We start from the raw sequence: 26,693 nt of genomic DNA, 5'->3' as shown, positions 1-26,693 counted from the left end.
GGCGCGTTCACCGTCGCCCGTCGGCCGCTAGTCAGACCCGAAGCAGCATTTTGGCAGCCCGCCGCCCATCCATGGCGCGGTAGGCATCCGCAACCTGGGCTAGCGGCAGTTCGGGATCGAAGACGCTGCTTGATCTTGCCCGTAACCACACGATCCATCCCCGCCTTACCAGGGCTGGTTTGCCGGCCCCACCGTGAACTCGTTGATGGTCGTGTCCTCGGGCTGGCCGATAGCGAAGGCCACGACATTGGCAATCCGGTCCGGCGAGATCCCGTATTTGTCATACGTGTTCTGCATCTGGTCGAGCATTTGCCTCTGGCTAATAGTGTTCAGCAGCTCGGTGTTGATCGCGGCCGGATAGATCGTCGCGGTGCGGATGTTCGTCCTCTCCATGGCGGACTCCATGCGCAGGACCTCCATGAAGTCGCGGACGAACCATTTTGTCCCGCCATACACAGCACCGCCTGGATAGGCCTTGAGCCCCGCAACCGATGACGTCGCGATGACATGCCCGGACTTCTGTTCGATGAAGGCTGGCAGTACTGCCGCGATGCCGTTCAGAACACCCTTGATGTTCACGTCGACCATCTGGTGCCAGTCGTCGGTCTTCAGCGCGGAGAGCGGCGAGTTCGGCATGAGCCCGGCATTCAGGAAGATGACATCGACGCGGCCGAACGTATCCTTGGCAAGCTTTACGACCGCGTCGTTGTCGGACGGTTTGGTTACGTCCAGCTCCCTGTAGACGGCCTGACCACCGGCCTTTCCGATCTCGTCGGCGATCTGCTTCAGTTTTTCCTCTCGCCGCGCGCCGAGCACGACCTTGGCACCCTTGCTCGCGAGCAAGGGTGCCGTCGCTTCGCCGATGCCGGATGATGCGCCGGTGATAATCACGACCTTGTTCTTGATCGTATCGGTCATCACTGGTCTCCCTGGTATTGTTCGTCGGTAACGTGCTCCATCCAGTCCACGACTTTGCCGTCCTGGACTTCCTGGATTGCGATGTGGGTCATTGCCACGTCGCCGAGCAATGCCCGGCGACTGAGGGTGGACGGCTTGATCATGGCAAAAACCTCAGGGTTGTGCGCCATGCGGCGAGGCCGAGCAGTGAGGAACCGCATAGCAGCGTCGCGCCGAACGCGAACGCGCCCCACCAACCGATCGTGTCGAAGAGCATTCCTCCGATCGCCGCGCCACCCGTGATGGCGAGCTGAATGGTGGCGACCTGGAGGCCGCCTCCCGCCTCCGCGTCGTCGGGCAGCGTACGGCTCAGCCACGTCCCCCATCCCACGGGGGCGGCGGTGCCGAAGAAGCCCCAGGCGAGGAGAAGCAGCGAAACGGGGATGGGCATTGATCCGAGGGCAATCAGCGCGACGGCAAGTATCGACATCACGAGCGGGATGACGACCAAGACGCTGAACAATCGGGTTCGCAACAGCCGTCCGATGCACCACGTGCCTGCAACACCCGCCAGGCCCATGACGAGGAGCATGGCGGAGAGCGCGGAAATGCCGAGTCCAGTGACGCCCTCAAGGAAGGGGCGTAGGTAGTTGAAGAGTGCGAACTGACCCATGAAGAGGAACAGGATCGAGGCCATGCCGAGCACGACCGCGCGGCGGCCAAGCAGCGCCAGCACGTTACCGGACGCCTTCCTTCCGCGCGGGGGCAGCGGCGGCAGGCTGTTCCATTGCCAGACGAGCGCCAACAAGCCGAGAGGCACGACGAGGAAGAAGGCGCCCCGCCAGCCGACATGGGCCCCGAGGAAGCTTCCCAGCGGAGCGGCAATCGTAGCTGCGATCGCGTTCCCGGCGTTCAGCATGGCGAGACCCTTCGGGACGCGGTCTTCCGATACGAGGCGCATGACGATCGAGGTCGATATCGACCAGAAGCCACCGATCGCCACGCCAAGCAGCGCACGGCCGACCATCAGCAACGCGAAGTTCGGCGCAAAGGTCACCGCGAGACCGGAAACGATCAGGAGCACCGTGAAGCCGGTCACGACAAGCTTGCGGTCGATCCAGCGCGTAAGGCCGGCGACCAGCAGGCTGGTAACCACGGCAAAGGCCCCAGAGATCGAGATGGCCTGGCCTGTCCGGCCCTCTGTGATGCTGAGATCCACTGCGATCGGAGAGAGCAGGCTGACCGGCATGAACTCCGATGCAATCAGCACAGCGACGCACAGCGCCATCGACAGCACCGCGCCCCACGCCGTGCGGTCATCCAAAATCCGGGTGTCGTAGGTGGTTTCCATGATAGGCGTCCTGACAAGCGCAGGCGGCTCGTTCACGCCGCCAGCTCACCGCTCGCCCTGGAAATAGCGTCCCTATGTCGATCGCATTAGACCGATCAATCCACTTGGACTTATCGATCCAGGCCATGAATGGCCACTGGAAACCATCCCCCTCTTCTGTATAGGTGAAGAACGGTCATGCGCGCCGGCAGAGGCTTCTGCAAGGCGGCGGGTCTCCACTCAGCCTTGCCTACGACGCTTCGCCGCAAGAAATCGCATTGCATGTCGGCTGCTTTGATGAGCCCGGCAACCTGGTGTAATACAACTATAGGTTGATGAAGCGGCTTGGCTGGGGTTTGCTGCGGGATTGGCCTGCCGCACCGTGGGACAAAGGAGCAATGGTCGGTCCCAGTACTGGTCTCGTTCGAATGGAACTCGGCAGCGAATTGACGATTAAATCAAGGAATCTCATCGGAACAACGCAAGGATTCACACGATGAGCGTGCTTTACCGCGCGGCAAAAATCGCCGAACAAGCTCATGCCGGGCAGACGGACAAGACCGGGCGGCCCTATATCGAGCATTGCCGCCGGGTCGTTGACGCCGTCGAAACCCTCGACCAAAAGGCCGTTGCCTACCTTCACGACGTGCTTGAGAAAAGCGACGATTGGGACCGCGATCGGCTCGAGGCGGCTGGTTTTGGAACATCCATCGTGTCGGCAGTCGATGCCATGACACGCCGGCCGGACGAGGACGACCTCGCTTTCGTGCGCAGAGCAGCAGCCAACCCATTGGCGCTGCCGGTCAAGCGCGCAGATCTTACCGACAATCTGTGGCAGGCACGGCAGATTGGCGCGTCGACATCGAAATATGAAGACGGGCTGCGAGTCCTCGACGAAGAATTCTCCGAATGACGGAGAGATTGGTGTGATCGGCCGATATGGGAACTTCAAGCGACGCTCTATTCGGGGATGTGAGGCGTATGTCGCTTGTCCTCGGCAGGATCGGCATCGATCCGCGCTTTGTCGGGATCGAAGGCGCCATGGCGGGCGATGGCCAATGCCGGCGTGTCGGGCGTCTCGTAGGCCCACATGAAGTCGTCAGCCGCTCCGCCGACCGCGTGGACCCGCCAGTAACTCGCCGTGCCCTTCAGCGGGGAGTGCGTTGTGGTGTTCGTCTTCTCCAGCAGGTCGAAATAGATATCCTCGAAAGGGATATAGAAAACGGGATCATGTCCTTCTTCGTGAAGCACTTTTGCCCGCTCGGTTGAGGCGACGATCGCGTCGGAGAACCTGACCGTCACGGTTCCATTGAACGGGGTGATTGTAAGCGCGCCGGGATGGCGGGCGGAATTTGCGGCTGAGGGCTGCATTCGAATTCTCCGTTGGCTGGAGTTGTCTCCTGGAACGTCGTATCGCCCATCGGGGTTCCAGTTTGGCCGGTCGTTGGCGTTTGTCGTTGCCGCGGCAGTTACGGCCATGGGCGCAGTGAAGCGCGGCCGTTGTGTGGTTCGACTTCGCGTCAAAGACATACCGCAACGTCCCCGCGACGCGGGCCTTCTCAGCCTTCCGGCTGCAGGTGAAAAACCTCTGCGGGGCATTCAGATTCAAGGGAACGTTACCGCCGAAGAGTTCGTTTCCTAGGTCAACACCAAAACCGGCGGCGGGGCTTCGCAAGTTAAAGGGAGATTGCCATGAAAGTCGGCAACTGCATGACGAGGAATGTCCAGGTCGCGAACCCCGAACAGTCCATCCGCGAAGTAGCGCAGATCATGGGCAAGCTTGACGCCGGAGTGATGCCCGTGGGCGACCACGACCGGCTGGTCGGGATGATCACCGATCGTGATATCGCGATCCGCGGCGTAGCATTGGGTAAGGGACCTGACACGAAGGTGCGTGATGTCATGAGCCCGGAGGTAAAATATTGCTTCGATGACGAAGACGTCGAGCATGTGCTTGAAAACATGGGCGACCTGCAGGTACGTCGGCTTCCGGTTCTGAACCGCGACAAGCGGCTCGTCGGCATCATCTCTCTTGGCGATCTCGCGACGAGTAGCGAAGCGGCAGAAGCGGGAGAGGCTTTAAGCGACATCTCGAAGCCGGGCGGCGAGCATTCGCAGACTGCTCACTGACTGACGCGCGACACGTCAGCGCCAGGTCAACGTATCTTGTTTCGCGGTGCGTCGGCCAACGCCGACGCGCGGCCGGGCGCCTGCATTGCGATATTTTTCGGCAAAGGTTCAGGAACAATCCATGGATGACAATCCGAAGCACCATGTCCTTCAGCGCCGAGAAAGCGCGACAGGGCGAAATGGCCGTGCAGACTCGGACTCATCGGATCACGATGGCGCACGTTCACTGGGATGTCATGTCGTGATAAACTCTTCTTGCGACGGGACGCGCGACACCAAGGCGGGTATCAGTCGCAGACGATGAGCTTGAGCGCCTGATGTTCTCGAACGATTGCAAGCGTCCTGCCAAAGCTTCTTGCGAAGGCGGGGCCTCTCGGAGTGGACAGATTTGGGTTGGTCGCTGAACCTCGGGACGATCGCCGGCACCACCGTGCGCGTTCACTTTACCTTCCTGCTTCTGCTCGTCTGGATTTGGCTGACGCACTATCAGATCGGCGGCACGCCAGCCGCCTGGGAAGGCGTAGCCTTCATCATTGCCGTCTTTGCCTGCGTGGTCCTGCATGAATTCGGCCACATCGCCGCCGCACGGTATTTCGACATCAGCACGCCGGATATTACGCTTTTCCCGATCGGCGGCGTGGCCAGGCTGGAACGCATGCCCGAAGAGCCGGGGCAGGAGTTCGTGATCGCGGTCGCGGGGCCGCTGGTGAATGTCGCGATCGCCGCGCTGATCTTCGTCTTGCTCGGCGGGTCGGCGGGTGTCGAACAGATGGCCGGGATCGAGGATCCGCGTATGAATTTTCTCGCCAGGCTTGCCGGGGTCAATGTCTTCCTGGTCCTTTTCAACATGATCCCGGCCTTCCCGATGGATGGCGGCCGTATCCTGCGCGCCGCCCTCGCCGCCCGCCTTTCCTGGTCGCGCGCCACCCAGATCGCCGCCACGATCGGGCAAGGATTGGCCTTCGTCTTCGGTTTCGTTGGGTTGTTCTACAACCCGCTGCTGATCTTCATCGGCATCTTCGTCTATCTCGCCGCGGCAGCAGAAGCGCAGAACGCACAGATCCGCGAGGTTGCCACAAGCGTCCTGGTCGGTGACGTGATGATCACCGAGTTCGCCCGGCTGGAACGGTCGGCGACGCTCGACGAGGCAATCGAGATGCTGCTCTCGACCACGCAGCACGACTTCCCTGTCATCGACTCCGCCGGCCACCTTGAGGGATTGGTGACACGCAACGACATGATCCGGACATTGAAGGAAAAGGGGCCTGCTGAACCGGTCGCGAGCGCAATGCGGAACGATATCCCGAAAATACACTACCGCAAAAGTCTCGAGGAAAGCCTGCGGCTCATGCAGCAGGCAGATGTGCCAGCTATCGCCGTCGTGGACAATTCCGACCGGCTGGTCGGGCTCATGACACACGAAACCATAGGCGAAATGCTTATGGTCCGCTCGGCGGTTTCGGATGCCTTCCGATTTGGTCGTTTGCGTGGGAGCAAACCGCGACTCACACGGATCTGAGCAGGAGGATGTTCTTTCTACCGCCGGATCGGGTGAGTGCGCTCTAAAGCGCGTCGCGTTCGACCGAGCTCACGCGACGCGCTTTAGGTTGTTGTTTTATGCACGTCGTTATCGCAAAACCGCTGCACACTTTTTCGCGACATGCATTAAATCGTAGGGGAGCGATAAGCCGAAATCGGCCGGAACGAGGTCGTTCCGGCCCATTTTCTGTGTCTCAAACGCCCGCGACGTGAGGCAGAAGTTCAAGCGCACCGCGATAGATCATGTCGGCAGCCACGTAGAGAATGATCACTAGGCCGACATAGGCAATCCAACGGTGCTTCTGAAGCAGATTGGCAATGAGGTTTGCGGCAATGCCCATCAGCGCGACGGAGAGGACAAGGCCGAAGATCAATACGTTTGGATGTTCGCGCGCAGCACCCGCTACCGCCAGAACATTGTCGAGCGACATCGAGACGTCGGCGATGATGATCTGCCAGGTTGCCTGCGCCAGGGTCTTGCGTGGAGCTTTGCCAGCTACGATGCCATCGTAGTCGACATCACTTTCCGAAAGCGCTTCGATCGCCTGTGTTTCCTGCGCATGGTTTTGCCGGAGTTCGCGCCACATCTTCCAGCACACCCACAACAGCAATATACCGCCAGCCAACAACAGGCCGACGATCTGCAGGAGTTGGGTTGTCGCGGCCGCAAAGCCGATGCGCAGAACGGCCGCTGCGATGATACCAACGACGATTGCGTTTCTGCGCTGCTCTTTGGGTAGTCCGGCCGCGGCAAGGCCGATAACGATGGCGTTGTCACCGGCCAGCACCAGGTCGATCATGATGACCTGCAAGAGAGCGGTCATTGCTTCAGGACTAAAAAATTCTGTCATACGGCACCCTTGCGTTCAGCTAGGGGTGACGCGGCTTGCGAGCATAACCGTAGAGCAACGCGGACACCGCGTATGACAAGAGAAATGCTGCTACAGCTGAAGAAATCTCAAAGCCAGGCCACCCGGATTGAATTCCAGTCCGACATCACAGTCCTGATGGACTGCCAGAGGGGCCCGGCCTGGTAGCACCTAGCTATTGCCGTAAGCGCAAAAACTCAAGGCTTAATTGTGATTCGGCACATGCGGCATCGAGCTCGGCAGTTTCGTTGCGCCAAGTCGATTGAGCACGCGGCCATTGAACGGACAGGCAGCCGCAAGTACACTGATACGGTGGGCCTCGGTCCGTTTCTGGAATACCCGATCTGCGGCCGTCGATGGCGATGAGGAAATCCGTCTTGGCTGTTCATCGACGACCGATCGGCCAATATCTGTTCCCAATCGGCTCCTTGGGCCTGGCCGCCCTAGTTCATTTCGGCGCCGCGTCGATCGAGCATTCGCTGCTTTTGATCAAGATCCTTACGTTGATCGTGGTCGCTATCTTCATCTTCGCGACCGTGTTTGTGGTTTTGCATCATGCCGAAGCCGTCGCACGGCGGCTCGGTGAACCTTACGGCACGCTGCTGTTGACATTTTCGGTGACGGCCATCGAGGCATCGGTCATCGTTTCGATGATGCTGCATGGCGAGAACAACCCGACGCTGGCACGCGAGTCAGTGTTTTCGACGGTCATGATCGTGTGCACTGGTGTGGTCGGGGTCTGCCTCACCCTGGGTGGGCTGAAGCATCGATATCAGGACATCAAACGACAGGGCACCAGCGCTTCCCTTGCCGTCATTATGGCGCTGACGGTTCTTACGCTGATCCTTCCAAACTACACTCTTGCAACAAGCCCCGGTGCGTTCTCCGCATCGCAACTCGCTTTCGTGAGCGTTCTTTCAATCCTCCTCTATGGAGCGTTCGTCTTTGCTCAGATGGTGCGCCATCGGGGCGATTTTATCGAGGATCTGACGTCCAGCGCGGAACATGAGGAGCATGTATCTGAGGGTGGGAAAGTGACCACCAATGTGCTCCTCTTATTTGTCGGACTGGCAGGGATCGTTCTTCTGACCGAGCAGGTGGCCGGCAGTATCGAGAATGGGCTCAAGTTTCTTCAAGTCACCCAGGCGGACGCAATCGTGGGGTTCTTCGTCGCTGCGCTTGTGCTTATGCCGGAGGCGGTATCGGCGGTTCGGGCAGCACTCAATAACGAACTTCAGCGAGGGCTGAATGTCGCCCTCGGCTCGGCCTGCGCCACAATCGGCCTGACAATCCCGGCAATCGGTGCGGCGAGCCTGCTCACAGGACGAAGCCTGACTCTCGGTTTGGGCCCAGGGGATACCGTGCTTCTCATCCTCGCGCATGCCATCAGCATCGTGAGCTTTGGGACGGGCCGAACAACGATGCTGACGGGGCTCGTTCATCTCGTCGTGTTTGTCGCCTATCTGTTCCTTATCTTCGTGCCCTAGGAAGATGTCGGTCGGCCATTGGGTCGACCCTTAGAGAGACACCACAAGCCGGTCGAGAAAAGGCCGCTGACCGACAAGTAGCTTTTCCCGGGCCATATCGAGGCCGAACCACCCTGCGCGATCGATCTCTGGAAACAATTGCATGCGGCCGCTGCGCGGAGGCCATTCCATCTCGAACAGGTTGCTGCGCAGGCTGCCGGCGTCGAAATCGCCTTCGACGCCGAACGCCGTAATGAGCTTGCCGCCGCGCTGGCGCAGTTCTCCCAGCGGAAGCAGTGCTCCCTTGAGCTGCCAGCCGGTTTCCTCCACGAATTCGCGACGCGCCGCAGCTTCCGGCTGTTCGTCATCACCATACTCGCCCTTTGCAATCGACCATGCGCCAAGATCGCGGTTTTGCCAGAACGGCCCGCCCGGATGGACAAGCAACACCTGCAGTTCGTTGGTCGATCTGCGGTAAGGCAGGATGCCCGCACTTCTTTTCGCCATCGCCTCTAGCCTCCCGAATCCAGCAAATCATCGCAGGCAGGCTGACGGGATGTTCCGTTTGTCGATAGACTGCCCTGCTCTGTGTCGATGCGACTGACTACACCCCATCAATACGACACGAAACGATCTGGCTCCCCGCTTTTCAAAACGATCTCGATATCGTCCTCTGGAGCTGCGGCCCCGTCCCGTCTCATCAGGCCGATTGAGCCAACAGGCATCGGGGCGCCAATAGCCCCAGACGTGATCCTCAGAAAATCATAGTAGCGAGTGCAAACTCATTCGATCTGGAGTGGCCAGCGATCCGCGAACAAATGCCGCAACAACGGCGAAGCAGTTGCTGGCTTGGTGCAGCAGACGCTGTGCCAACGCCAAGCGCTAAATGGCCCTGATCAGCCGGAGCAGAGAGAGCATCTCGAGAGAAGTCCCCTTGCGGAAGGCGACGCAGGTCGGCTCTCCCACACCGTGGAATCGGCTCTTGAAGCCTGCCTGGGCCCTGCGGATTGAACCGGAGTGCGATTGGCCCAGGGCGATTCATTGGCGCGCTGCAAAGCACGCCGCCAAAGTGGCTTTTCGACAACCCGCTCGGTTCAATTTCGACCGGGCACGCACGGTCTGTTCACCGATCTGCACGAACCGCGCGTTGCCGGAGCCCTCGACGAAACGTCTGATATAGTCGAGCCGATCGGTTGGATTAGCTGCCGGCTCGCCGAGCGCGAAGAGACGCCTCTGTCTGATCGGCATTACCCAAGAATTCATCGCGTTCGGCTATCCACAGATCCGCATAGTCGACATTCTGCCACTCGGCAAACCACGGACCGCCGCTTGTATAGTGGACCGCCTTGGGTGTGCCAAGCGCCGGCTTTTCGTTCCAACCTTCAAGCCAGTTCCACTCTACTGGCAACGAGCCCAGGTCCTCATCAGCGACCCACTGCATTCGATGGAGGTAGGCACCACTTTCGCGGTTCACGACCTCTGGCGTAAGCGATTTAACCGAAGGGTGCGCGCAATTGAACAGCATCAGCGAGGACCAGTTTTTTCGTGGGTAGGATGTCTGGACCACGCCGTCCATCTTCGTGGTGGCCTTCGGCGTATAGTCATGCTGGACGCAATAGACCGCCTTGTTCGACTTCGTGTATTCCAGCAAACCTGCGACGTCACCGAGCCACAGGAAGTCGCAATCGCAGAACAAAGCCCAACCCGTGTAGTCGGCGAGAAAAGGCGTGAGAAACCGCGTATAGGTGAACTCTGTTGACGCGAGCGGATCTTTTTCCCTCCAATACAGCTCACGGGCACGCAGTTCGTCCTGTTTGATGGGAATGACGGAGACAGGCACTGAAGCGTTTTTAAGCAAAGAGTGCCGCGCTACGTCGTAGGCGATTGGCTCACGGCTGTCCCATCCAACGAATACCCTAAACGCATCAGTCATATTCAGTACCTTGGCTCCTGATTTCAAAACGGTCATACCCTAGCTGTCTGGCAACAACTCGGCAACAATGGTGCAGAAATTAGCCAGGGCGATTTCTGAATCTCACGGATTTGCCTTTCACCTCGGTCCGGCTTTTTTCGGCGGACTTCGTCTCGCTGCCCAATGCGACAAGCGCCCACTTCTGATAGGTGTAGCTAGCCGAATAAGCGGCGACCATCGCACCGGTCGACCCATCCAGAAATCCCAGCTTGAAAACATAGCTGTTCATATAGGCCCAGGCCGAGCGGAAGACCGCCTTGCTTATCGAGCTTTTTCTCCCCTCGGCAAGCAACCGCGCCGCGGACGCTTCTGCGTATCGGCCGATCTTGTCATGCGCGTCTGCCAGGTCGGCGATGGAGTCATGCTCCATAGAGTGGGACAGTCGCGTGACCTTCCCATTCACCACAACTTTCTCGTGCACCGTGTCGTTGCTGAAGCGCCCGGACTGTCGACGGAAAAGCCTGAGCACCAGATCGGGCGACCAGCCGCCATGGCGGACAATGTGCCCACAAAAGCGGGATCTTCTTGGTATTTCGAAGCCGTCATAGCCTTTTGGGTTGGCGATAGCGGCTCTGATTTCTGCAGCCAGCGGTGGCTCGACCCATTCGTCGGCATCAAGCGAAAGGACCCAGTCCCCTGTCGCCGCGGCGAGGGCACGGTTTTTTTGCGCGCCGAAACCGGGCCAATCGAGGGTGATCAGGACCTTGGCCCCGAGTCCACTGGCGATGTCCCTGGTTTGATCGGTGCTGTCATTGTCGAGGACGACGATTTCGTCGGCAAAATGTACCGAGCGAAGGCAACGGGCAATGCACGCTTCCTCATTGCGGCTGATTATGATGACTGAGAGCGCCGGCACGGTCAGACGGTTCCGGCATCAAAACTGCTACTGTTGTTCAAATGAAACTGCCCCCCGGCCTGTTGGCACTCCGAGTGATACTAACGGATTCAAAAAAAATGTCGAAAATTATTTCAGGTCGAGACCTTCGTAGAGCGCTATCATTCTCCTGATCATGACGTTGAAATCGTAGTGTTCGGCCGCCGCTCTGGCCCTGGCCGCGGTCTCAGGCCGTGACGACAGCTGCAACGCGCGGGCAAGCCCTGCGGCGAGGTCGTTGACGCTGGCTGCGTCGCAAACAAGCGTCGGCTCGAACCGATCGACAAGCTCGCGCGCCCCACACCCGGTGCTTACCACGGCGGGCAAGCCGCTGGCCATGGCTTCGATCACCACTGTGCCGAATGGATCATAAATGGAAGGCAACACTGCAATGTCGGCCGCGCCGTACCATGGCAACGTGTCTTTCTGCGGCCCCAGCATCCTGAGCCTTGCGCCAAGACCAAGTCTGTCGCCGGCCTGCTTGAAGGCATTGGCGCGCGAATCGTGGCCAATGACCCACACCTCTGGCTCACCATCCAGCGTGGCGACAGCCTTCATCAACGGAAGAAGCCCTTTTCGCGCAAAACCCGAGCCTACGAAGAGAACGACCGGCCTGCTATCCTCAACATTGAGTTGCGCGCGCACTGCGGCCCGATGCTGTTGGCGCAACTCCAGGTTGAAGCGATCCAGGTCGACCCCGTTGGGAACATGGTGCACACGTTCCGCCGGATAGTCGTAGTGACGGACAATGTCCTCAGCCACCATTTTCGAAATGGCAATCACAGCTTTTAGCCGCGGGCTGGCATAGGTTGTGCGTTCAAGACGCAGCGTCTGGCGATGAAAGGGACTCAGCGCCATCGCTGCCCTGCCAAGCCGCGTCTCGAAACGCCGCCGCTCGGCAAGATAGGCGGCATGAACGCCTTCCCCGGCCCGGAACACATCGCAGCACGGAAGCCGATCGTTGCTCTGCACCAGGGCCGGTGGCATTTCGGCGATCTTGCGGCATGCAGCCCGGGCAAAGGATGTCGCCCGCTGGGAGCGGGGAAACCGGCGGCCGGCACAATGGATGAATTCTATGCCCTCGTATCGCGGCCAGTCGCCGGACAGCACGGCCACCGGCCGTTGACGCGCCGCGAACGCCGCCATGATGTTTTCCAGCATGATCTCGCCTCCGCCAAAAGGCGCATAGCGCTGGCGTACGAACACAATAGGCGTCTTCGGTTCAGCTTGAACCCGTTGATCATGCTGTGACAAATCCATGCGATCTCGCTACGCCCTTTTGTACCACGATTAAGCTTTCGAACTTGGCGGGACTTTCTTCGCAGTCTATTAAGCGCAGCAAGCCGGTCCTGGATAGGGCAATTCGCTATAGTTCTGCGTGGTTGCGGCTTATGCCACGACTGGTAGACTGCTTTCAAGGCGAGGGTTTTGCCGATGACCACCAGCCATGTTTCGCCCGCCGACACGGACATTCCGGGCAAACGCAAGATCGGCGTGATCCGCCGCCTCGAGCGCTCGTTGCGTCCAGGACTGCGACATCTTCGCGGTCTGGTCAAGGAGCCGTTTCTTGCCTGGGCGCATCCGGAAGCTCTCGCTTTTTACCGCAGAGCCATGGAAACCGCATATCTGCCGGACGACCTGATCGACGTAGTCCCGCAACTCAAGATCCTGTACCTCGCCACGCCAAAGGCGGCGAGCAGCCGCATTCGCAGCAACCTTGCAGCTATGATCGGCAACGACACCGTGTCGGGGTGGCGCAGCGACCAGAACTGGAAGGTGCACAACCGAAAGGCGTCGAACTTGCAGGCGCCTCGCCATGGCGTCGTGCAGTTCTATCGCATGGCCACAAGTCCCGAAGCCTTGCGATTCACCTTCGTTCGCAATCCCTATACAAGGCTGTTGTCGTGCTGGGCCGACCAATATCGCGACCGTCCCCTTGTGCCTGGTTATGGCAGGGTGGAGGTCTATCTAGCCCACCGCGAAAGGGCTGATCCGGAGCTGCCTGTCGGTGCTGACGAGAGCCTGTCCTTTGCAGATTTTGTCGCCTTTGCCTGCACGACGTCCACATGGCGCATCGACAAGCATTGGCAGAGGCAAAGCGACATCGTCGACCTTCCAGGCGTTGCGTTCGACCTCATCGGTAAGACCGAGACTTTCGCAAAGGATTTCGAACGGGTTCTCGACCATGTCGGTGCGAGCGACGAGGTAAGACGCGCGGCGATGCCACCTCTGCACACCTCCTCGCGCCGCAGGCTTGCCGACTATTTCACGCCGGAACTGGCGGACACCATCTATCGTGCGTATGAGCGCGACTTCGATCAGTTTGGCTATGCGCGCGCGCTTCCAGAGTAAAGCGGTCGCGCGGCGGTCTTAAATGTATCCGAAGGCCTGCATCAGGGGTTTCCCACGCCCCTCGGTAAGCTCCATCAATTCCTGCTGACCCAGTTCGGTCTTCCAGCGGCCGCGGCCATCGTAAATTGGCTGGTTCACCTGCTGGTTGCGCAACGCGGCATGTTGGGGCTGCGCATCAAGTGTGAACCATCGTTGCGGGCTCCGATGATAGTCGAGCAAACTCTGGTCGAACGACAATCCCAGGAAGGTGCAGATCTTTTCGATGGTCGCTTCCGGGTCATCGACAAGATCTTCGTAGCGGTAAATCAGGACGTCCGTGCTGCCGCGCTCGGCAAGCACCATTGTGTTGTCTGAAATCCAGCGATCCAGGCTCTCGGTCGCATCGCCAAGCCGCCTGGTCAGCGAAGCAACGGTATCGCGCCCATCGCGTACCGGCATCACGAACTTCGCGCCCGGCACCAGGCGTCGTATCCGGTCGACACGCCTGATATGACGCGGTGTCTTTTCAAGCAGCACCGACTTGCCCGCCCCAATGGCCGCCCGTTTCAGCTTCGAGTAGCGATACAGCGCAAGTGGAGCCCATTTGAAAAACACGTTGGTTTCTTCGAATGGCAAAAAGACATCGGCATGCGAAGCAAGAATCGTCGCTATCAGCGTGGTGCCGCTATGTCCGCATCCGCAGACAAAGCCTTTGCATCGGATCAATTCACACCTGCCCTGTCGTCGGCATAAGATATGCCATGCCGTTGAAAGGCGTCATCGAGCCGCTTCCAGTAATCGAGCCGCGCAAGCACGTCGTCGCAGAAGGCCACGTCATCCGCGCTGAGGTAGTCCAAATAACCGCCGACCTTACCTTTTCGAACCTTGAAACTTTCCGGGTCGTCAGGATTGCGCGGTTGCAATCTCCCGCCATAGCGCGCACCCAGCTCTCCTGAGATTTCAGATTGCTGCATGCGTTTGAACGATCTGCTGACGGCAACATCGGCAAGCTGGGACTCCTCAAAAGGTTTCCCCAAAAATTTCCCGATGCTGCGCAATGCGTTGTTTGTATCCCGTTGCACATCTTCATAGCGCAGAAGCGCAATCTTTCGCATGTGACTTGCGGCTGCGAACCACTGCAGGTTGAAAAGGGCAATCTTCTCGACACCGTGTTTGGGGCTTCTTATACAATCGCCGATCGGACCTGCTTCCAGCCCATGGCGTTTGTTGACCTGAAAATATCCAGAAACCGCAGTGTCGCGGGGGTCTCGCGTCAGGAACAGAATCCGCTGCCGTTTGTAGCGAGACTTGTCGGGGCTGATCTGCGTAATATCACGCAGATCCTTGTGGTCGGAACCGTCATGCGTGTAAGCCGCATCGACGCCCAGATCGTCAAGCATTACTCGCAGCCAGGTCCGCCCGGATTTGGGAAACGAGACGACAAGGAGGGGCGGCTTTCTTGCAAAAAAGTTGGAAAACAAACTCAACTTGCGGACTCCGATTGCGGGCACTTTGATCGAGCAGATCAGCGATTGTAAATATCGATTAAGGCATTGGCGATCCGTTGCGAAGCCGGCACCTTTGGATCAATCGACAGATTGGCATTGAGGAAGTCCCGGCTTTGCTCAAAATAAGTCGGCCTTGACCTGACCGCAGCGCGGATATCCTCGACAAGGTCATGCTCCGACAATGTTGGTTTGAAAGCGCCCATAGGCCTGTCGAACTCGACCATGGGCGAAACCAGCGGAAACAGCACTACCGGAATGCCGCAGGCGATTGCTTCGTAAACAGTGGTGCTTGGGCGCGTTACGAGCGCCAGAGCGTCCGGGAGCAGCTGTGCGAAATCCAGGGTCGATTTGTTCGGCATATCGACTTTTGCGAACATCGTGGGGTGGACGCTAACGACATAGGCAAGGCCGAGTTTCGCGCATGCGGCTGTCACGGCTTCAATCGCTTGGCGATCTGCGGGCTCTTCGATATCCCCCTTGAAGTTGACCAGCACAAAAAGCCCTTCATCGTGCCTGGCGCCAGCGCTTCCGACGGCACGCTCAATGACCGGCGAGCCGACCACGTATGTCGGCTGTCGTCTTTGCTCCAGCGCCGCTGGTCCCATCGACAGGATGTAGTCCGCTCTCACAAATCGATGCGGCTGCAGCAGCCGCGCACCTCCGATCAGGCCGACCACACGGACCATGCCGAAGTTGATGGAGTCGATGAATCGCCTAAAGAACTGCGGCGCATAGTCATTTCCAGTCACCAGCATGTCGCCGGGTCTGATCATCCGCTCGAGTTCGGCAAAGCCGATATGCGATATTCCCCGGGCGTTGAGTTCAGGTCGCGCTACGCCGCCGCGTTTCAATCCATCAAGATGCGCGAACACGCAGCGGATGCCGCGGTCAACCAGAATTTCTGCCGCGTCAGCCAGCAGCCGAACATTGTTGCGGTTGTGTGGGACGAAGTAGACAGTCCTCGTCGCTGCCCTGCCGCGAGCGTAGATACGCCCGCGCTTGAACAGATTTCCTGGATGCACAAGCCGGTACGCCGCGAGGAGCCGCTGCACAAAGCCTTCGCTGACAGGAGAAGCCGCCTTGGTTCTCGACCTACCCAAAGATATGCATCGCCTCTTATCCGTGAAATTCAGAACGGCCGCCCGCCGGGTAGTTTACAATGCTCGCGCCGTCAAGAAAGACGCTTGACTGCTTCGCCGGTTGTGACCTGCCTGGCACACTCGCGATGTATTGCGTGATGGATTCAACCAGCGCTGATGAGTGAGCCCATGTGGTTTTGTGCGTCTTCCATCACCGCGGCCCAAGGCCGTTCCCGTTTCGAAACCAGCACGGCGGAAGGATAGTAGGGTGTGCGTTCGCCCTCGACCGGCCAGGAACGTTTGAACCCATCACCAAGAATGAAGACCGACGGGATGCCGAGCGCGCCTGCCAGATGCGCCCCGGTATTGCTGATGGTTACCACGGCGTCCATCGCGGCAACCTGCGCCGCGAAAAGGTCCATATCGACGAGTTGGTCGATTGATCCGTCATGGAGGATACGCGCGAACTCGCCATCGGTCAGGATCTTCAGGTCGGACTCGACCTGGCCATATTGCAGCGAAACGAACCGGAGGTCCGGACGGCTGATAAGCCCGCGCCATGCAGTAAGTGGCGGCAGGTCCTTGCCGGGATTGGAGCTGCCCCACGCGATGCCGACCAACGGCCGCCCATCCTTCCGATAGCGAGCGCGAAGTTCAGCGACGCGCGCCGGGTCCGGCTTCAGCGGGACGAATTGCTCCCGGATCGTGGTCTCATCTGTTTCGAACACGGCAGTCAGATGCTGAACGCCCGCAAAGGCCTGGGCCTCGACATAGGCGGCCTTGTTCCCCGGACCGACAGCTCGCACATCGGCGGCGGGAAATGTCCGCTGAAAGAGCGGCACCAACCGGTGCTCAACCAGAACGATCAAACGAGCGGCCCGGGCGAGCGCACGGCCGACGGAACTCGCATGATGGATCGCGGTGGCCAGACCCTGCTTTTCGGTCTCCATCAAATCGACGAGCAGGACCCGGTCCGAGATATCCTGGCCGAGCCATTCGCCGTTGACGCGGCCCTCAACGATGTGGCGCCGGGCGATCTTGAGCTCGGCCGCCGGGCCGTAGGCGCCCATACGCATCAGCGCCTTGCTAAGCTCGTCGAGCAGGCGAACCTCGCCCCTCGACTTCGCAATCGACCCCAGAGCCAGGGCTTTCGGCAGTGCGGCCGACCAATCGCGCGCCTCGATGCTTCGCCGATAATCCGCCATCTGGTCGGCAATGTCGCCATCACGCCAGCGCAGGAAAAGCTGCCGCCGGTGGCGACGGAACCAGACCTTGTAGTTGTAGCCTGCAAGCGCGACACCGCGGCGGAACCGGCGAAGGAGTTGGCTACCGGCCATCATCAACTCCATCGATGATTTGTGTAACCCGCTTGCCTGCTTCCTGCATTGCATACGCCCATGCCTGACCACCCTTTCGAACCAGCCGAACGTTTGGATATGTGGCTACCGTCTCGCCGAAGGCAGGCCACGACAGCCGAAACCCGTCGTCGAGCATGACCACAGTCGGGACGCCAAGCGCTCCCGCCAGATTGGCGCCGGTATTGCTGATCGTCACCACCGCATCGAGCGCCGCGAATTGCGCGGCAAATCGGTCCATATCCGACAACTGGTCCACGGAAGCGTCATGGATGATGCGTCCCGGCGCCCAGCGTTCGAATTCGGAGAGCGCTGGCCCGACGTCGCCATACTGCATACTGACGAAACGTCCCGGCAGATTGCCGAGCAGCGCCCGCCAATCGTCCAGAGCCGGCAGGTCCTTGCTCTTGTTCAGGCTTCCCCAGGCGAAGCCGATCAGAGGACCCGGGCCACGATCGAGATAGGTGCTGCGCAACTGGGCGACCAGTCGGCGATCCGGCTCCAATGGAAGGAAGGGCGCGCGTGCTGTCGGCTCATCCGGCCAGAAGTGCTTCGCCAGTGTTTCGAAGCAGGCGAAGACATCGGCGTCCATCGCCGCCACCTCCCCTTCTCCTTCTAGCCTGACATCGAGCGCAGGATATGTTCTGCGATAAAGTGGCGCCAATCGCGGCTCGACAAAGACGGTGCATCGGTCGGCAGCTGCGATCACCGGCCCAAGCAGCGATGCGAACTGGAGGAAGATTGCAAGATCGCCTTCGCGCCGCTCGACGGCAAGCCGGCGACCCGCAAGATCACTGCCATCCCATTCGGGCCGGCCGGGCACTCGCTTGCTCGACGCAATCAGCTGCCAGGCGCGATTCCCAGCGCCAAGACGTCTCAGTCCACGCCCGGCTTTTTTGACAAGTCCGGGATCGCCAAGCTGCTCACCGAGCAGGCCGAGTGCCAGCGCATGATCCCGGGCCGCCTGCCAGTCACGCCGCTCGACGCTCTGCGCCATCAGCCTCATATGCCGTTCGACGCTTTCGTCAGCATGGCGCGAGGGACGCCTGAAAAACTTCTTCGCCCGATCGAGAACATTCTGCAGCCGCTTGCTGTCAACACCTTGCGGGCGCAGGTCGGCAACTTTTGCCTTCTCAAGGATGGATCGTCTGTTCGGCACGGCGACCCTCAACTATCGCTAGACAGCGTCGAATGCGCCGTCAGAATCGACGAGAGGCGCCGGCCGACGTCTTCGAGCACCACCGGCCACGTGCGTCCTTCCTTGCGCATGACGACGCCGTTCGGATACCAGGGCGTTCGATCGCCAATCACTGGCCACGCTGTCTGGAAATTGTCATCGATCAGGAAAACAGTCGGCACGCCGAGTGCTCCGGTCAGATGGGCCGCCGTATTACTGATCGTTACGACGGCATCGAGTGCGGCGACCTGCGCGGCGAAACGGTCCATATCAACCATCTGATCGACACTGTCATCATAGATAACGCGTGCGTCATTGCCGTTGCGCAGGCGCCGCAGCGCCGGCTTGATCTGTCCGTACTGGAGGGAAACGAACGTCGCGTGTGTCCGGGCGATGAACCGCGCCCATTCGGGGAAATCAGGCACGTCCTTGGTGTGGGATTTGCTGCCCCAGGACAGACCCACCAGTGGCAGATCCGTCATCGAGCGATAGCGCTTGCGGAATGTCTCGACGAGTTCAGGATCTGCCCGCAGCGGCACGAAATCGGCGGCAAGTCTTTCGGCATCACGGCCGAAAACCCAGGCGAGATTTTCGAAGGTCGCAAATTTGTCGCCAACGACATTCTGCTGCGCTGGGACCACGGTCGCATTCGGGAACGTTCTCTGTACAAGCGATACAAGGCGCGGCTCGACCCGAATTGTCGCGCTTTGCGCGCATGCAGCGGCGGCACCGGCCAGTCGCGCATGGCGGATAACCCGGCCAAGACTGCGAGGGTCATCCTCTACAAGATCGATCAGCAGTGTATCCGAACCGAGGTCTTCTCCAGTCCACTCGTTGGCACCTTTCCCTTTTCGTTGCCGGCGAGCGGAAAGCCGAAGCTCGGCCGCCCGCGCGAACTTGCCCAGCCGTTCGAACGCCTGGCCTGCCTTCTGCATCATTTCAGGGTCGCGGGCACGATCGGCCATGATGGCCATTTCATTGGTACTTGCTTCAAGCCCTGTCCAGTCCCGGCGCGCGATCAACACGTCGACCTTGGCCTGCTGCTCGAGAACGGAACGAGGTTTGGAGCCGGTAAACAGCCTGCGCACGGCCTTTGTGTATCGGCGCAACTGCAGGCCCAATCCACCAATCACGTACCGGATATAGGAACCGTGGTAAAAACTGGTCATCGGCCTTCAGCGCGATACGCTCTGCCGCAGCGTTTTTCCGCCTTCGACGATCGGAGCGGACGCTTCCAGATGGAAGATCGAGCGATAGATTTCGCTACGCTCGGCAAGCTCGTCGTGAGTTCCGGAGTCCGCGAGCATGCCAGCGTCAAATACCAGAATACGATCGGCCGCCTTGATGGTTGAAAGCCTGTGCGCAATGCAGATCACCGTGCGCTGAAATGCATCGTCGAACGCAGCCTCCATGACCGCCCGTTCGTTTTCGCCGTCGAGCGCGGATGTTGCTTCATCGTAGACAATCACCGGAGCATTTTTGAGCAGGGCGCGCGCGATGGCAACGCGTTGTTTCTGCCCGCCCGACAGATTGGTACCGCTCGGCCCGACAAGCGTGTCGAGCCCGTTTTCCAGGTTAGAGGCAAAGCTGGTGACCCGGGCGAGGTCCGCCGCGGACTCGATCTCCCGATCGGTGGCGTTCGGGCGTCCGTCACGAATGTTGTCACGGATCGAGCCTTCGAACAGGAAGACGTCCTGTGACACCAGTGCGATATTGTCGCGAACGTCGGAGAGACTGATCTTCGAAATATCCTTTCCGTCGAGGAGAATCCTGCCCTTGCCCGGCTCCATCAGGCGCAGGACAAGATTGACGATGGTTGTCTTGCCGGCGCCGGAGCGGCCGACGATCGCCAGCTTCTCACGAGGTCGCACCTCGAAGGAAACACCGTGCAGCGCCGGGCTGTTGCCGCCATAGGTGAAGGCGACATCTTCAAAACGGATGCTGCCCTCGACATCGGTGAGATGCTCGCCCGCGGTTGCGAGTTGTCGCTGTTCGGGGGTATCGATCAAATCATACATCTGCTCGACGGCCACCATTTGCTTCTGGATGTCGACATTGACCCGGGCGAGCCGCTTGACGGGCTCATAGGCAAGCATAAAGGCGGTTATGAAGCCCATGAATTCGCCCGGCGTCTTGCCGTTGCCGAGGGTCTGCCAACTGGCATACATAACGAAAAGGCCGATGATGAAACCGCCGCCGGTCTCCATCAATGGACTCATCAACGCCGATGTCCGGTTGATCTGGATGCCGCGCCTTTCCATCTTGCCGACGGCCTTTGCGAAGCTGGCGGCTGCCTTGTCTTCGAGTTGGAAGGACTTGATCGTGCGGATGCCTTCGACGGCTTCCGTGCCGATCGACTGGACCAGTGCAGCCAACTCCGTCTCACCCCTTGCAAGCGCCTTGAGCTTCCTGGTTATGGCGCCCACCGATAGGAACAGCAGCGGTAGAACCGTCACGGATATCAGCGACATCACCGGATCCTGCTTGACCATGACGCTTGCCAGGGCAATCAGCTTGAGCACATCGGAGACAGAGCTGCTCGTGAGGGTGAGAATAACGGCGGCCCCGGCGCGCGCGTTGAACATGATCTTGGAGACGAATTTCGCCGGATGCTGGTTGGCGAACCGGCCGATGTCGAAACGCACCATTCGGGAAAACTGCCGATTTTGAAGGTCCGAAACGATGGCCCGGCGAATCTTCCCCGTCGTAATAGTCTGGCAGTAGTCAGCGATCCCTTTGATCAGGAAAATGCCGATAATCACGAGGCTGATACCCCATGCGGCGGCAGCGTTCCGATCCACATAAATGGTATTGACCATGACACTCATGATCCAGGCCGTTGCGCCGGTCGCCGCCGCAGCGGCGATCGAACACAGCAAACCTGTCACATACAGCGTCTTATGCGGTGGTAGGTTTTCGACGATCAGGCGCTTGACCGGCGGATACGTCAGGGCCGCTGAAATTCGTTTCTTTGCGCTCATTCCGTTTCCCGATGCGATGTATCGTTTTTGTGACGACCCTCGCTCCTGCCGATCCATGAAATTCTCTCGACGCCGTCACACATGCGCCAAACTGGTACCTGACGTCTGACTTCGTTCGAAGTTATAGTCAATCTTGAATCCTCCTGATTGCGGCTGGCGGCGAAGCGGACTAAATGTCGGGCATTGCTGTCGGCGGCCGGCTATGAAGATCATGGAGCTATTGTGACATTACTAGAGCGAGTTCGACGAAAGTACTTTCGGCTGCGCCACCAACTCGGATACATCAAACCTATCCGTTTGATGGCATCGAACAAATCAAACACGAAGTATGACGACTTTGTCAGTTCGGGCGCCATTACAATTCGCAAAACTTCAATATTCACTTCTGACGACATATTCTTCACGATGGGGAGTTGCTTCGCGCAGGAAATTCGACGTGCATTGACAAGCAGGCAGATCGCATGCGTTCCGTCTTATAGAAATATCAGCTTCGACCCGGCACAGGCCATTGTAGATGAGCTGCCTCGGCAGGAGCATATGAACTTCTACAACACCTTCACGGTTCGCCTTCAGATCGAGCAAATGCTCGGGTTGTGGGATCAGGCCCATGACGACTGGTGGCAGGTCAAGAAACGTGCTCCTTGGGGCCCAATCTGCTTTCAGGACCCGTACCGCCGTGGCATCTTCGCCAAATCTCCGCAAGTTCTCAGAGAGGTGATCGAGAGCGTGAACCGAGAGATGCGGGTTGGCTTCGATGCAGCCACGGCATTCATATTCACCTTCGGAATGACTGAGGTCTTCATCAACAAGGCCAGTGGCAAAATAGCAGCACAGAAACCGCGTTATCGTGGCGGAGGCGGAATGCAGGAAACGACGCTTCACGTCAGCAACTTTCTGGAAAACTACGCCAACGTGATGGCCACCGTGGACATGGTCCGTCAAAACAAACCCGATGCACCGATAATTCTTACAGTCTCACCGGTTGCGTTGGCTCGGACGTTTCAAGACGCGGATGTCGTCACCGCGAGCACTGAAGGCAAATCCGTTCTTCGGGCTGTGCTTGGTCAAGTCTGCCGGGAACGGGACAATGTCCATTACCTTCCCTCGTTCGAGTTTGTCACCCATGGAGGCCTTGCTCGTAGCTATAGAGAGGACTTACGGCACGTAAAGATATCAGTCGTCGACGAGATCGTTGAACAGTTCTTCAATGCATACTTTGCTCCGTCGCCGTAGCCGCAGCCATTCAGCGCTAGCTTGCCTTTACGACAATCGCCTGCCCCGTTGGAAGTTCGATGATGCCTTCAGGGCGGTTTTCGAAGAATTGATCAAAGGCCTTTCGGGCTCCAGGACAGAGCGCAGAGCCGTAGTCGTCACAAATGATCATGCCATTCGCGCACACCCGATCGTAGAAGAAGGCAAGCGCGTCACGTGTCGGCTCGTATAGATCGACGTCAATATGGACCAGGGCGAAACGCCGGTCGGACACGCTGGAAAAAGTTTCTGGTATCCATCCCACATGAAAAGTGGTGTTGCTGAAGTCGGAAACATTCTCTCTGGCTACCTTCTCGTCGGTGCTGAGATCGCCGGACTTCCATGGCGTTCGGCCGTTTAGCTTGCGATCCTCTGCGGTTGGTTCGGAGAGGCCAGCGAACGAGTCGAAAAGGTGGTAGTGCCGTGGCCGAAGATCGCTCATCAGCATGAATATCGTCGACCGGCCTTGCCTTACGCCGCATTCGGCCACATCGCCATCGATACGCTCGATCGATCGCAAGCAGCTTTGCAGGACGAAAGCCCGGGGATCAGGAATCCCGCGGATGTTTTTGACCCGCTGCAGCGCCTTTCGGAAAAACGGCTGGTCCTTCCAGACCATATGACTGGAATAAACATAGAAGCCGTATTTGTCGGCCTTCTTCTGAGAGACCTTATACCAAGCCACGCCTCTGCGTTTCTTCGAAACAACAGCGAGTGCCACATCTCTTAATTTCATCGGTACCAGCATTTTTCGGTATGTTCATAAAACGGGCGAAATCGAAAGCTCTGCCGGCATCAGACGCGGAATGAAGTCGAGTTCCAGCTGAAGGACATGGGCTTATCGAGCGCCGCAAGAGAGCACTTTCCGGTGCCCGTAATAAGGCAACGTCGAGGTTGGAACTCGCATGGGGTGCGACTCAAGATCACGGGTCACGTGCCTGGGCCGGTCCGGAAAATAGTCGATCCCTGCCGGGCTGTCGGAGTTAACTCACTGCCAGGCTCGCGCTGCGCGCGCAGTTGATGGCACCGGCGTCTCGTTATCACATGTTTGCATGCAGCCGGATCAACGCCCTGCGGGAGGTGCGCGTCGAAAAACTCAGGCTCGTCATCGCGCTTGCGGCGGCGGGAGGTTCAGTCGACCGCACCGACCAGGACGTCGCGGTATTCAAGTATCGCGACCCAGCGCCCGGTATCTGTCGACGATTGCCTTTTTAGAAATCTATATCCAGTTTTCGACCAAAGCTTCACCTCGTCGTTGAGGTTGTCGAGCACATAGTCGCCTTTGTCGGTCTTGACCGTCAGCACTGCGTGCCCCTCGCCGTCCTTCTTTTTGACGACGGTGATCAGAAGGTTCGAGAGCGATATGCCCTCCAAATTGAGCATCCGGCGCTTAAGCAGGACGTAGTCCTCGCAGTCGCCGAGCGCGCTGTCAGGATAGGACCAAAATTCCATCGTTCCGTGAGCGGCAAGATCGCTCACGGGCTTGATCGATTCATTCACGAGCTTGGTGACGGACGCGAGCTTGTCTTCCACGCCTCTGCTCAAAAGGACTGGAGGGACCCTGCCCGATCGTATCCTGCATTCTGAGGCATGCCTTCGGCAGAATTCAACGTGGCCGACCGGGATGGAACTCCGCTGCCCTGTGGCCATGGCACCAGACACCACATCGGCCGAAGCTTTCTCCATCGGCGTCGCGGACATCATCAAGCCCAACAGTAGGCCGGCACGCAGCCATGCCCGCGGTATCACCAATCCCATTCGCCCCGCCCAAGGTAACGACCCGAAACAATATTTAATATCGCGTTACCATCTTTTCACGGGCACATCAACGTAGCCGACACACAATTTACAGCTACGGTCGCGAACCATCACTAACGACCGAATGCTGGACGCCGCGCGGTCTGCGCCAGGAAATTTCCATGGCCACCGGAAGACCCTCGCGTGTTCTCGCGTGACCGCATCGGCGCACCTGCGCCTATCGACGACCCAATCAATGGGGGATTGTGCGCCTGTACGTCACCGAGGCAGCGCCGCTTACAGGACCAGATGACGCCGACACGTATTTGGCCGCCCAAACGTGGACAGACGGCCGAGAAAAAGTTGTAGCCAAATTTGTCGAAGCGACCGAAGGCCAAGAGCTACGGCGCTCTCGCGTAGATTTCGCATACATTCGGATACATTTCGATGGCACCCGGGCAAACCTCTGCGACAGGGGTAGCGTAAGTTCTAATCGTGAGCAGGAAGGCTCGTCATGGTGACGAGACAGGAGGCCGACAGCGGTTTCGCAAGCAGGAGTCAATAGCGCGCGAGGCGCCGATTGGCCGGTCTGCTCATTCGAAGAAAGGAAAATACGATGAACAAGCTTGTAACGGCTATCGCCCTCCTTGCCATGTCGACGGGAGTCTCGCTCGCTGCCAATCAAAACCCGGATCGCGACCCGACCCGCGGATTCGTTACTGGCGTCGACAACAGCGGAATGACCTTAGACACCAGTCACACGGCTTCCTTGCCTCCACCCGTGGTTGCCCCAAAGGAAGGACAGCCACAGTCCGGCAAGGTTCTTAGGGGTCGTGCACCATGGGCGGGCCGTTAATATACGGAGAACTTGCCTTCCCATGCAAAACTGTCCAATCACCCGCAATGCAACGAGGGTGGTTGGACAGGGGCGCAAAAGAATCCTGCCGCCATGCTCCAGTCCTGAATGAGCCATATCCGATCGGTCAGAACTCCCACGGCGAGAACGACTTGAGACCAGTCGTGCCGAAGACACCCAAATTCCGCGTCGCCAAGCGGCCGCTATTCACCCTTGAGATTGCAGCAAATCATGCCGTCGGGCGCCGACATCCCGCGGCCCTGCCGCACGGCAGTACCATAGGCCATCGCGGCTTCCTCGGTCAGCCCGAAGATCCGATCGGCAAACCGACGACAATACGAGAGTTCCCGCTCCAGACGCTCGGCACGCTGATCGGGTCGAATTTTCTGGATGCCCAAGGCGATATCGCCGATCGTCACGGCGAAGATCGCAAGATGTATAGACAACCGGCCGCAACTGGTGTTCGTTTCCCGCATGCAATTTTCGGGAATGCAGGAACCGTGACAGCATGGACGCCGCTCGCTTGTTCGACCTGACGGGAAAAAAAGCGCTGGTGACCGGCGCCAGCCGTGGCATCGGCCAGGCCATGGCGGGGGCGCTCTCCGCGGCTGGTGCCGACGTCGCGGTGACCGCCCGCGACGAAACATTCCTTCGTGAGACGGCGGACCGAATTAGCGCTAACGGGCGAAGGTCGCTTTGCCGCTCTCTCGACGTGCTCGACACCGATCGTATCCGCGTGGTGGTCGACGATGTCGCGGATGGCTTTGGCGGGCTCGACATCCTGGTCAACAACGCCGGCTATGAGCAAGTCCAGCCCTCGCTCGACGTCGACGAGGCGGTGTGGGACCGCATCGTATCGACCAATCTGAAGGGCGCCTTCTTCTGCGCGCAGGCCGCGGCGCGGCGGATGGCTGCCGACAACAGCGGTGGCGCGATCATCAATCTGTGCTCGCTGACCTCCTATGTCGGCATTCCGACCGCGGTGCCTTACGGTTCGTCCAAGTCTGGGCTCCTGGGCATGACGCGCGCGCTCGCCGCGGAATGGGCATCGCTCGGCATCCGCGTCAACGCCATCGCTCCGGGGTATTTCCATACGGCGATGACGGATGCTTTTTATCAGGATGCCGACTGGCAGATGGCGATGCTGGCCAAGATCCCGCAGCGGCGCTTCGGCACGATGGAGGATCTGGCCGGAGCCGTTGTGTTCCTGGCCAGCGGGGCATCAGCCTATGTCACCGGGCATTGCCTCCCAGTCGACGGCGGCTATCTCGCATCCATCTGAGCGACTGAGGTGGTGCAACAAGAACCGTGTAGACCCGACTTGTATATGGTTGTATATAC

24 protein-coding genes and 2 pseudogenes are annotated in these 26,693 nt (G+C 59.1%); 7 read left to right on the top strand and 19 right to left on the bottom strand.

The features are described 5' to 3' along the window. Positions 1 to 165: 165 nt before the first annotated feature. From AC0L3N_RS03925 to AC0L3N_RS03915, 3 genes and pseudogenes are all read right to left on the bottom strand, one after another. Positions 166 to 918: an SDR family oxidoreductase gene (locus AC0L3N_RS03925; protein ID WP_473545748.1), complete on the bottom strand. Its 753-nt coding sequence runs from the start codon at positions 916 to 918 to the stop codon at positions 166 to 168. Beyond that, positions 918 to 1,019 (bottom strand): annotated as a pseudogene (locus AC0L3N_RS03920) ((R)-mandelonitrile lyase); the annotation flags it as partial. The pseudogene AC0L3N_RS03920 and the gene AC0L3N_RS03925, both read right to left, overlap by 1 nt. A 38-nt stretch (positions 1,020 to 1,057) precedes the next feature. Next, a complete protein-coding gene (locus tag AC0L3N_RS03915; protein WP_473545746.1) occupies positions 1,058 to 2,248 on the bottom strand; it encodes an MFS transporter in 1,191 nt (396 codons plus the stop codon). 475 nt (positions 2,249 to 2,723) lie between these two features. On the opposite strand from AC0L3N_RS03915, the gene AC0L3N_RS03910 reads away from it, so the two are divergent. Continuing rightward, positions 2,724 to 3,140 carry an HD domain-containing protein gene (locus AC0L3N_RS03910; RefSeq protein WP_473545744.1) on the top strand — a complete coding sequence of 139 codons (417 nt, stop codon included), beginning with the start codon at positions 2,724 to 2,726 and terminating at the stop codon, positions 3,138 to 3,140. A 47-nt stretch (positions 3,141 to 3,187) separates the two neighbouring features. Here AC0L3N_RS03910 and AC0L3N_RS03905 read toward each other — a convergent pair whose 3' ends face one another. Next, on the bottom strand, positions 3,188 to 3,598 hold the full coding sequence (locus AC0L3N_RS03905; RefSeq protein ID WP_123147244.1) for a DUF427 domain-containing protein: 411 nt from the start codon (positions 3,596 to 3,598) through the stop codon (positions 3,188 to 3,190). Positions 3,599 to 3,919: 321 nt separating this feature from the next. On the opposite strand from AC0L3N_RS03905, the gene AC0L3N_RS03900 reads away from it, so the two are divergent. Beyond that, positions 3,920 to 4,357, top strand: coding sequence for a CBS domain-containing protein (locus AC0L3N_RS03900; RefSeq protein ID WP_123147243.1), 438 nt, complete (start codon positions 3,920 to 3,922; stop codon positions 4,355 to 4,357). Positions 4,358 to 4,745: 388 nt separating this feature from the next. Beyond that, on the top strand, positions 4,746 to 5,876 hold the full coding sequence (locus AC0L3N_RS03895) for a site-2 protease family protein (protein WP_123147242.1): 1,131 nt from the start codon (positions 4,746 to 4,748) through the stop codon (positions 5,874 to 5,876). A 214-nt stretch (positions 5,877 to 6,090) separates the two neighbouring features. Here AC0L3N_RS03895 and AC0L3N_RS03890 read toward each other — a convergent pair whose 3' ends face one another. Then, complete coding sequence (locus tag AC0L3N_RS03890) at positions 6,091 to 6,747, bottom strand: TerC family protein (protein WP_123147241.1); 657 nt, start codon at positions 6,745 to 6,747, stop codon at positions 6,091 to 6,093. 395 nt (positions 6,748 to 7,142) lie between these two features. On the opposite strand from AC0L3N_RS03890, the gene AC0L3N_RS03885 reads away from it, so the two are divergent. Further along, the gene (locus AC0L3N_RS03885; protein WP_473545741.1) at positions 7,143 to 8,252 is read left to right on the top strand and encodes a calcium:cation antiporter; all 1,110 of its coding nucleotides are present in this window, start codon (positions 7,143 to 7,145) and stop codon (positions 8,250 to 8,252) included. 30 nt (positions 8,253 to 8,282) lie between these two features. On the opposite strand, the gene AC0L3N_RS03880 is transcribed toward AC0L3N_RS03885, so the two are convergent. From AC0L3N_RS03880 to AC0L3N_RS03865, 4 genes are all read right to left on the bottom strand, one after another. Beyond that, a complete protein-coding gene (locus tag AC0L3N_RS03880) occupies positions 8,283 to 8,738 on the bottom strand; it encodes an NUDIX hydrolase (RefSeq protein ID WP_473545739.1) in 456 nt (151 codons plus the stop codon). Positions 8,739 to 9,429: 691 nt separating this feature from the next. Further along, positions 9,430 to 10,200: a glycosyltransferase gene (locus AC0L3N_RS03875; protein ID WP_425350318.1), complete on the bottom strand. Its 771-nt coding sequence runs from the start codon at positions 10,198 to 10,200 to the stop codon at positions 9,430 to 9,432. A gap of 43 nt (positions 10,201 to 10,243) precedes the next feature. Next, positions 10,244 to 11,059: a glycosyltransferase family 2 protein gene (locus AC0L3N_RS03870; protein ID WP_473545737.1), complete on the bottom strand. Its 816-nt coding sequence runs from the start codon at positions 11,057 to 11,059 to the stop codon at positions 10,244 to 10,246. Positions 11,060 to 11,167: 108 nt separating this feature from the next. Next, complete coding sequence (locus AC0L3N_RS03865; protein WP_473545735.1) at positions 11,168 to 12,337, bottom strand: glycosyltransferase family 4 protein; 1,170 nt, start codon at positions 12,335 to 12,337, stop codon at positions 11,168 to 11,170. A 174-nt stretch (positions 12,338 to 12,511) separates the two neighbouring features. Between AC0L3N_RS03865 and AC0L3N_RS03860 the strand changes: the two genes are divergently transcribed. Beyond that, entirely contained in the window at positions 12,512 to 13,429 is a 918-nt protein-coding gene (locus AC0L3N_RS03860) for a sulfotransferase family protein (protein ID WP_473545733.1), read from the top strand. Between the two features lie 18 nt (positions 13,430 to 13,447). Here AC0L3N_RS03860 and AC0L3N_RS03855 read toward each other — a convergent pair whose 3' ends face one another. From AC0L3N_RS03855 to AC0L3N_RS03825, 7 genes are all read right to left on the bottom strand, one after another. Continuing rightward, a complete protein-coding gene (locus AC0L3N_RS03855) occupies positions 13,448 to 14,134 on the bottom strand; it encodes a sulfotransferase family protein (RefSeq protein ID WP_473545731.1) in 687 nt (228 codons plus the stop codon). Next, positions 14,131 to 14,895 carry a sulfotransferase domain-containing protein gene (locus AC0L3N_RS03850; protein WP_473545729.1) on the bottom strand — a complete coding sequence of 255 codons (765 nt, stop codon included), beginning with the start codon at positions 14,893 to 14,895 and terminating at the stop codon, positions 14,131 to 14,133. The genes AC0L3N_RS03855 and AC0L3N_RS03850 overlap by 4 nt, the downstream gene beginning before the upstream one ends. A gap of 38 nt (positions 14,896 to 14,933) precedes the next feature. After that, on the bottom strand, positions 14,934 to 15,968 hold the full coding sequence (locus AC0L3N_RS03845) for a hypothetical protein (RefSeq protein ID WP_473545727.1): 1,035 nt from the start codon (positions 15,966 to 15,968) through the stop codon (positions 14,934 to 14,936). 191 nt (positions 15,969 to 16,159) lie between these two features. Continuing rightward, on the bottom strand, positions 16,160 to 17,332 hold the full coding sequence (locus tag AC0L3N_RS03840; protein ID WP_473545725.1) for a glycosyltransferase family 9 protein: 1,173 nt from the start codon (positions 17,330 to 17,332) through the stop codon (positions 16,160 to 16,162). After that, positions 17,322 to 18,509, bottom strand: coding sequence for a hypothetical protein (locus tag AC0L3N_RS03835; RefSeq protein WP_473545723.1), 1,188 nt, complete (start codon positions 18,507 to 18,509; stop codon positions 17,322 to 17,324). Before AC0L3N_RS03835 ends, AC0L3N_RS03840 begins: the two co-directional genes overlap by 11 nt. A gap of 8 nt (positions 18,510 to 18,517) precedes the next feature. Continuing rightward, positions 18,518 to 19,696: a glycosyltransferase family 9 protein gene (locus AC0L3N_RS03830; protein ID WP_473545721.1), complete on the bottom strand. Its 1,179-nt coding sequence runs from the start codon at positions 19,694 to 19,696 to the stop codon at positions 18,518 to 18,520. 6 nt (positions 19,697 to 19,702) lie between these two features. Then, entirely contained in the window at positions 19,703 to 21,508 is a 1,806-nt protein-coding gene (locus AC0L3N_RS03825; protein ID WP_473545719.1) for an ABC transporter ATP-binding protein, read from the bottom strand. A 147-nt stretch (positions 21,509 to 21,655) separates the two neighbouring features. On the opposite strand from AC0L3N_RS03825, the gene AC0L3N_RS03820 reads away from it, so the two are divergent. Further along, positions 21,656 to 22,741: a GSCFA domain-containing protein gene (locus tag AC0L3N_RS03820; protein ID WP_473545717.1), complete on the top strand. Its 1,086-nt coding sequence runs from the start codon at positions 21,656 to 21,658 to the stop codon at positions 22,739 to 22,741. A 16-nt stretch (positions 22,742 to 22,757) separates the two neighbouring features. Here AC0L3N_RS03820 and AC0L3N_RS03815 read toward each other — a convergent pair whose 3' ends face one another. From AC0L3N_RS03815 to AC0L3N_RS03805, 3 genes and pseudogenes are all read right to left on the bottom strand, one after another. Further along, the gene (locus AC0L3N_RS03815) at positions 22,758 to 23,507 is read right to left on the bottom strand and encodes a TylF/MycF/NovP-related O-methyltransferase (RefSeq protein WP_473545715.1); all 750 of its coding nucleotides are present in this window, start codon (positions 23,505 to 23,507) and stop codon (positions 22,758 to 22,760) included. A 383-nt stretch (positions 23,508 to 23,890) separates the two neighbouring features. Further along, entirely contained in the window at positions 23,891 to 24,409 is a 519-nt protein-coding gene (locus AC0L3N_RS03810) for a transglutaminase-like cysteine peptidase (RefSeq protein ID WP_473545851.1), read from the bottom strand. 1,070 nt (positions 24,410 to 25,479) lie between these two features. After that, a pseudogene (locus tag AC0L3N_RS03805) lies at positions 25,480 to 25,801 on the bottom strand (PIN domain-containing protein); the annotation flags it as partial. A 59-nt stretch (positions 25,802 to 25,860) separates the two neighbouring features. Here AC0L3N_RS03805 and AC0L3N_RS03800 point away from each other — a divergent pair. Continuing rightward, a complete protein-coding gene (locus AC0L3N_RS03800) occupies positions 25,861 to 26,634 on the top strand; it encodes an SDR family NAD(P)-dependent oxidoreductase (protein WP_473545713.1) in 774 nt (257 codons plus the stop codon). Positions 26,635 to 26,693 lie beyond the last annotated feature (59 nt).

This window comes from Mesorhizobium sp. WSM4807, assembly GCF_055811615.1.
Note: the sequence above shows the minus strand (reverse complement) of the source record. Positions and strands in the feature narration are given on the sequence as shown.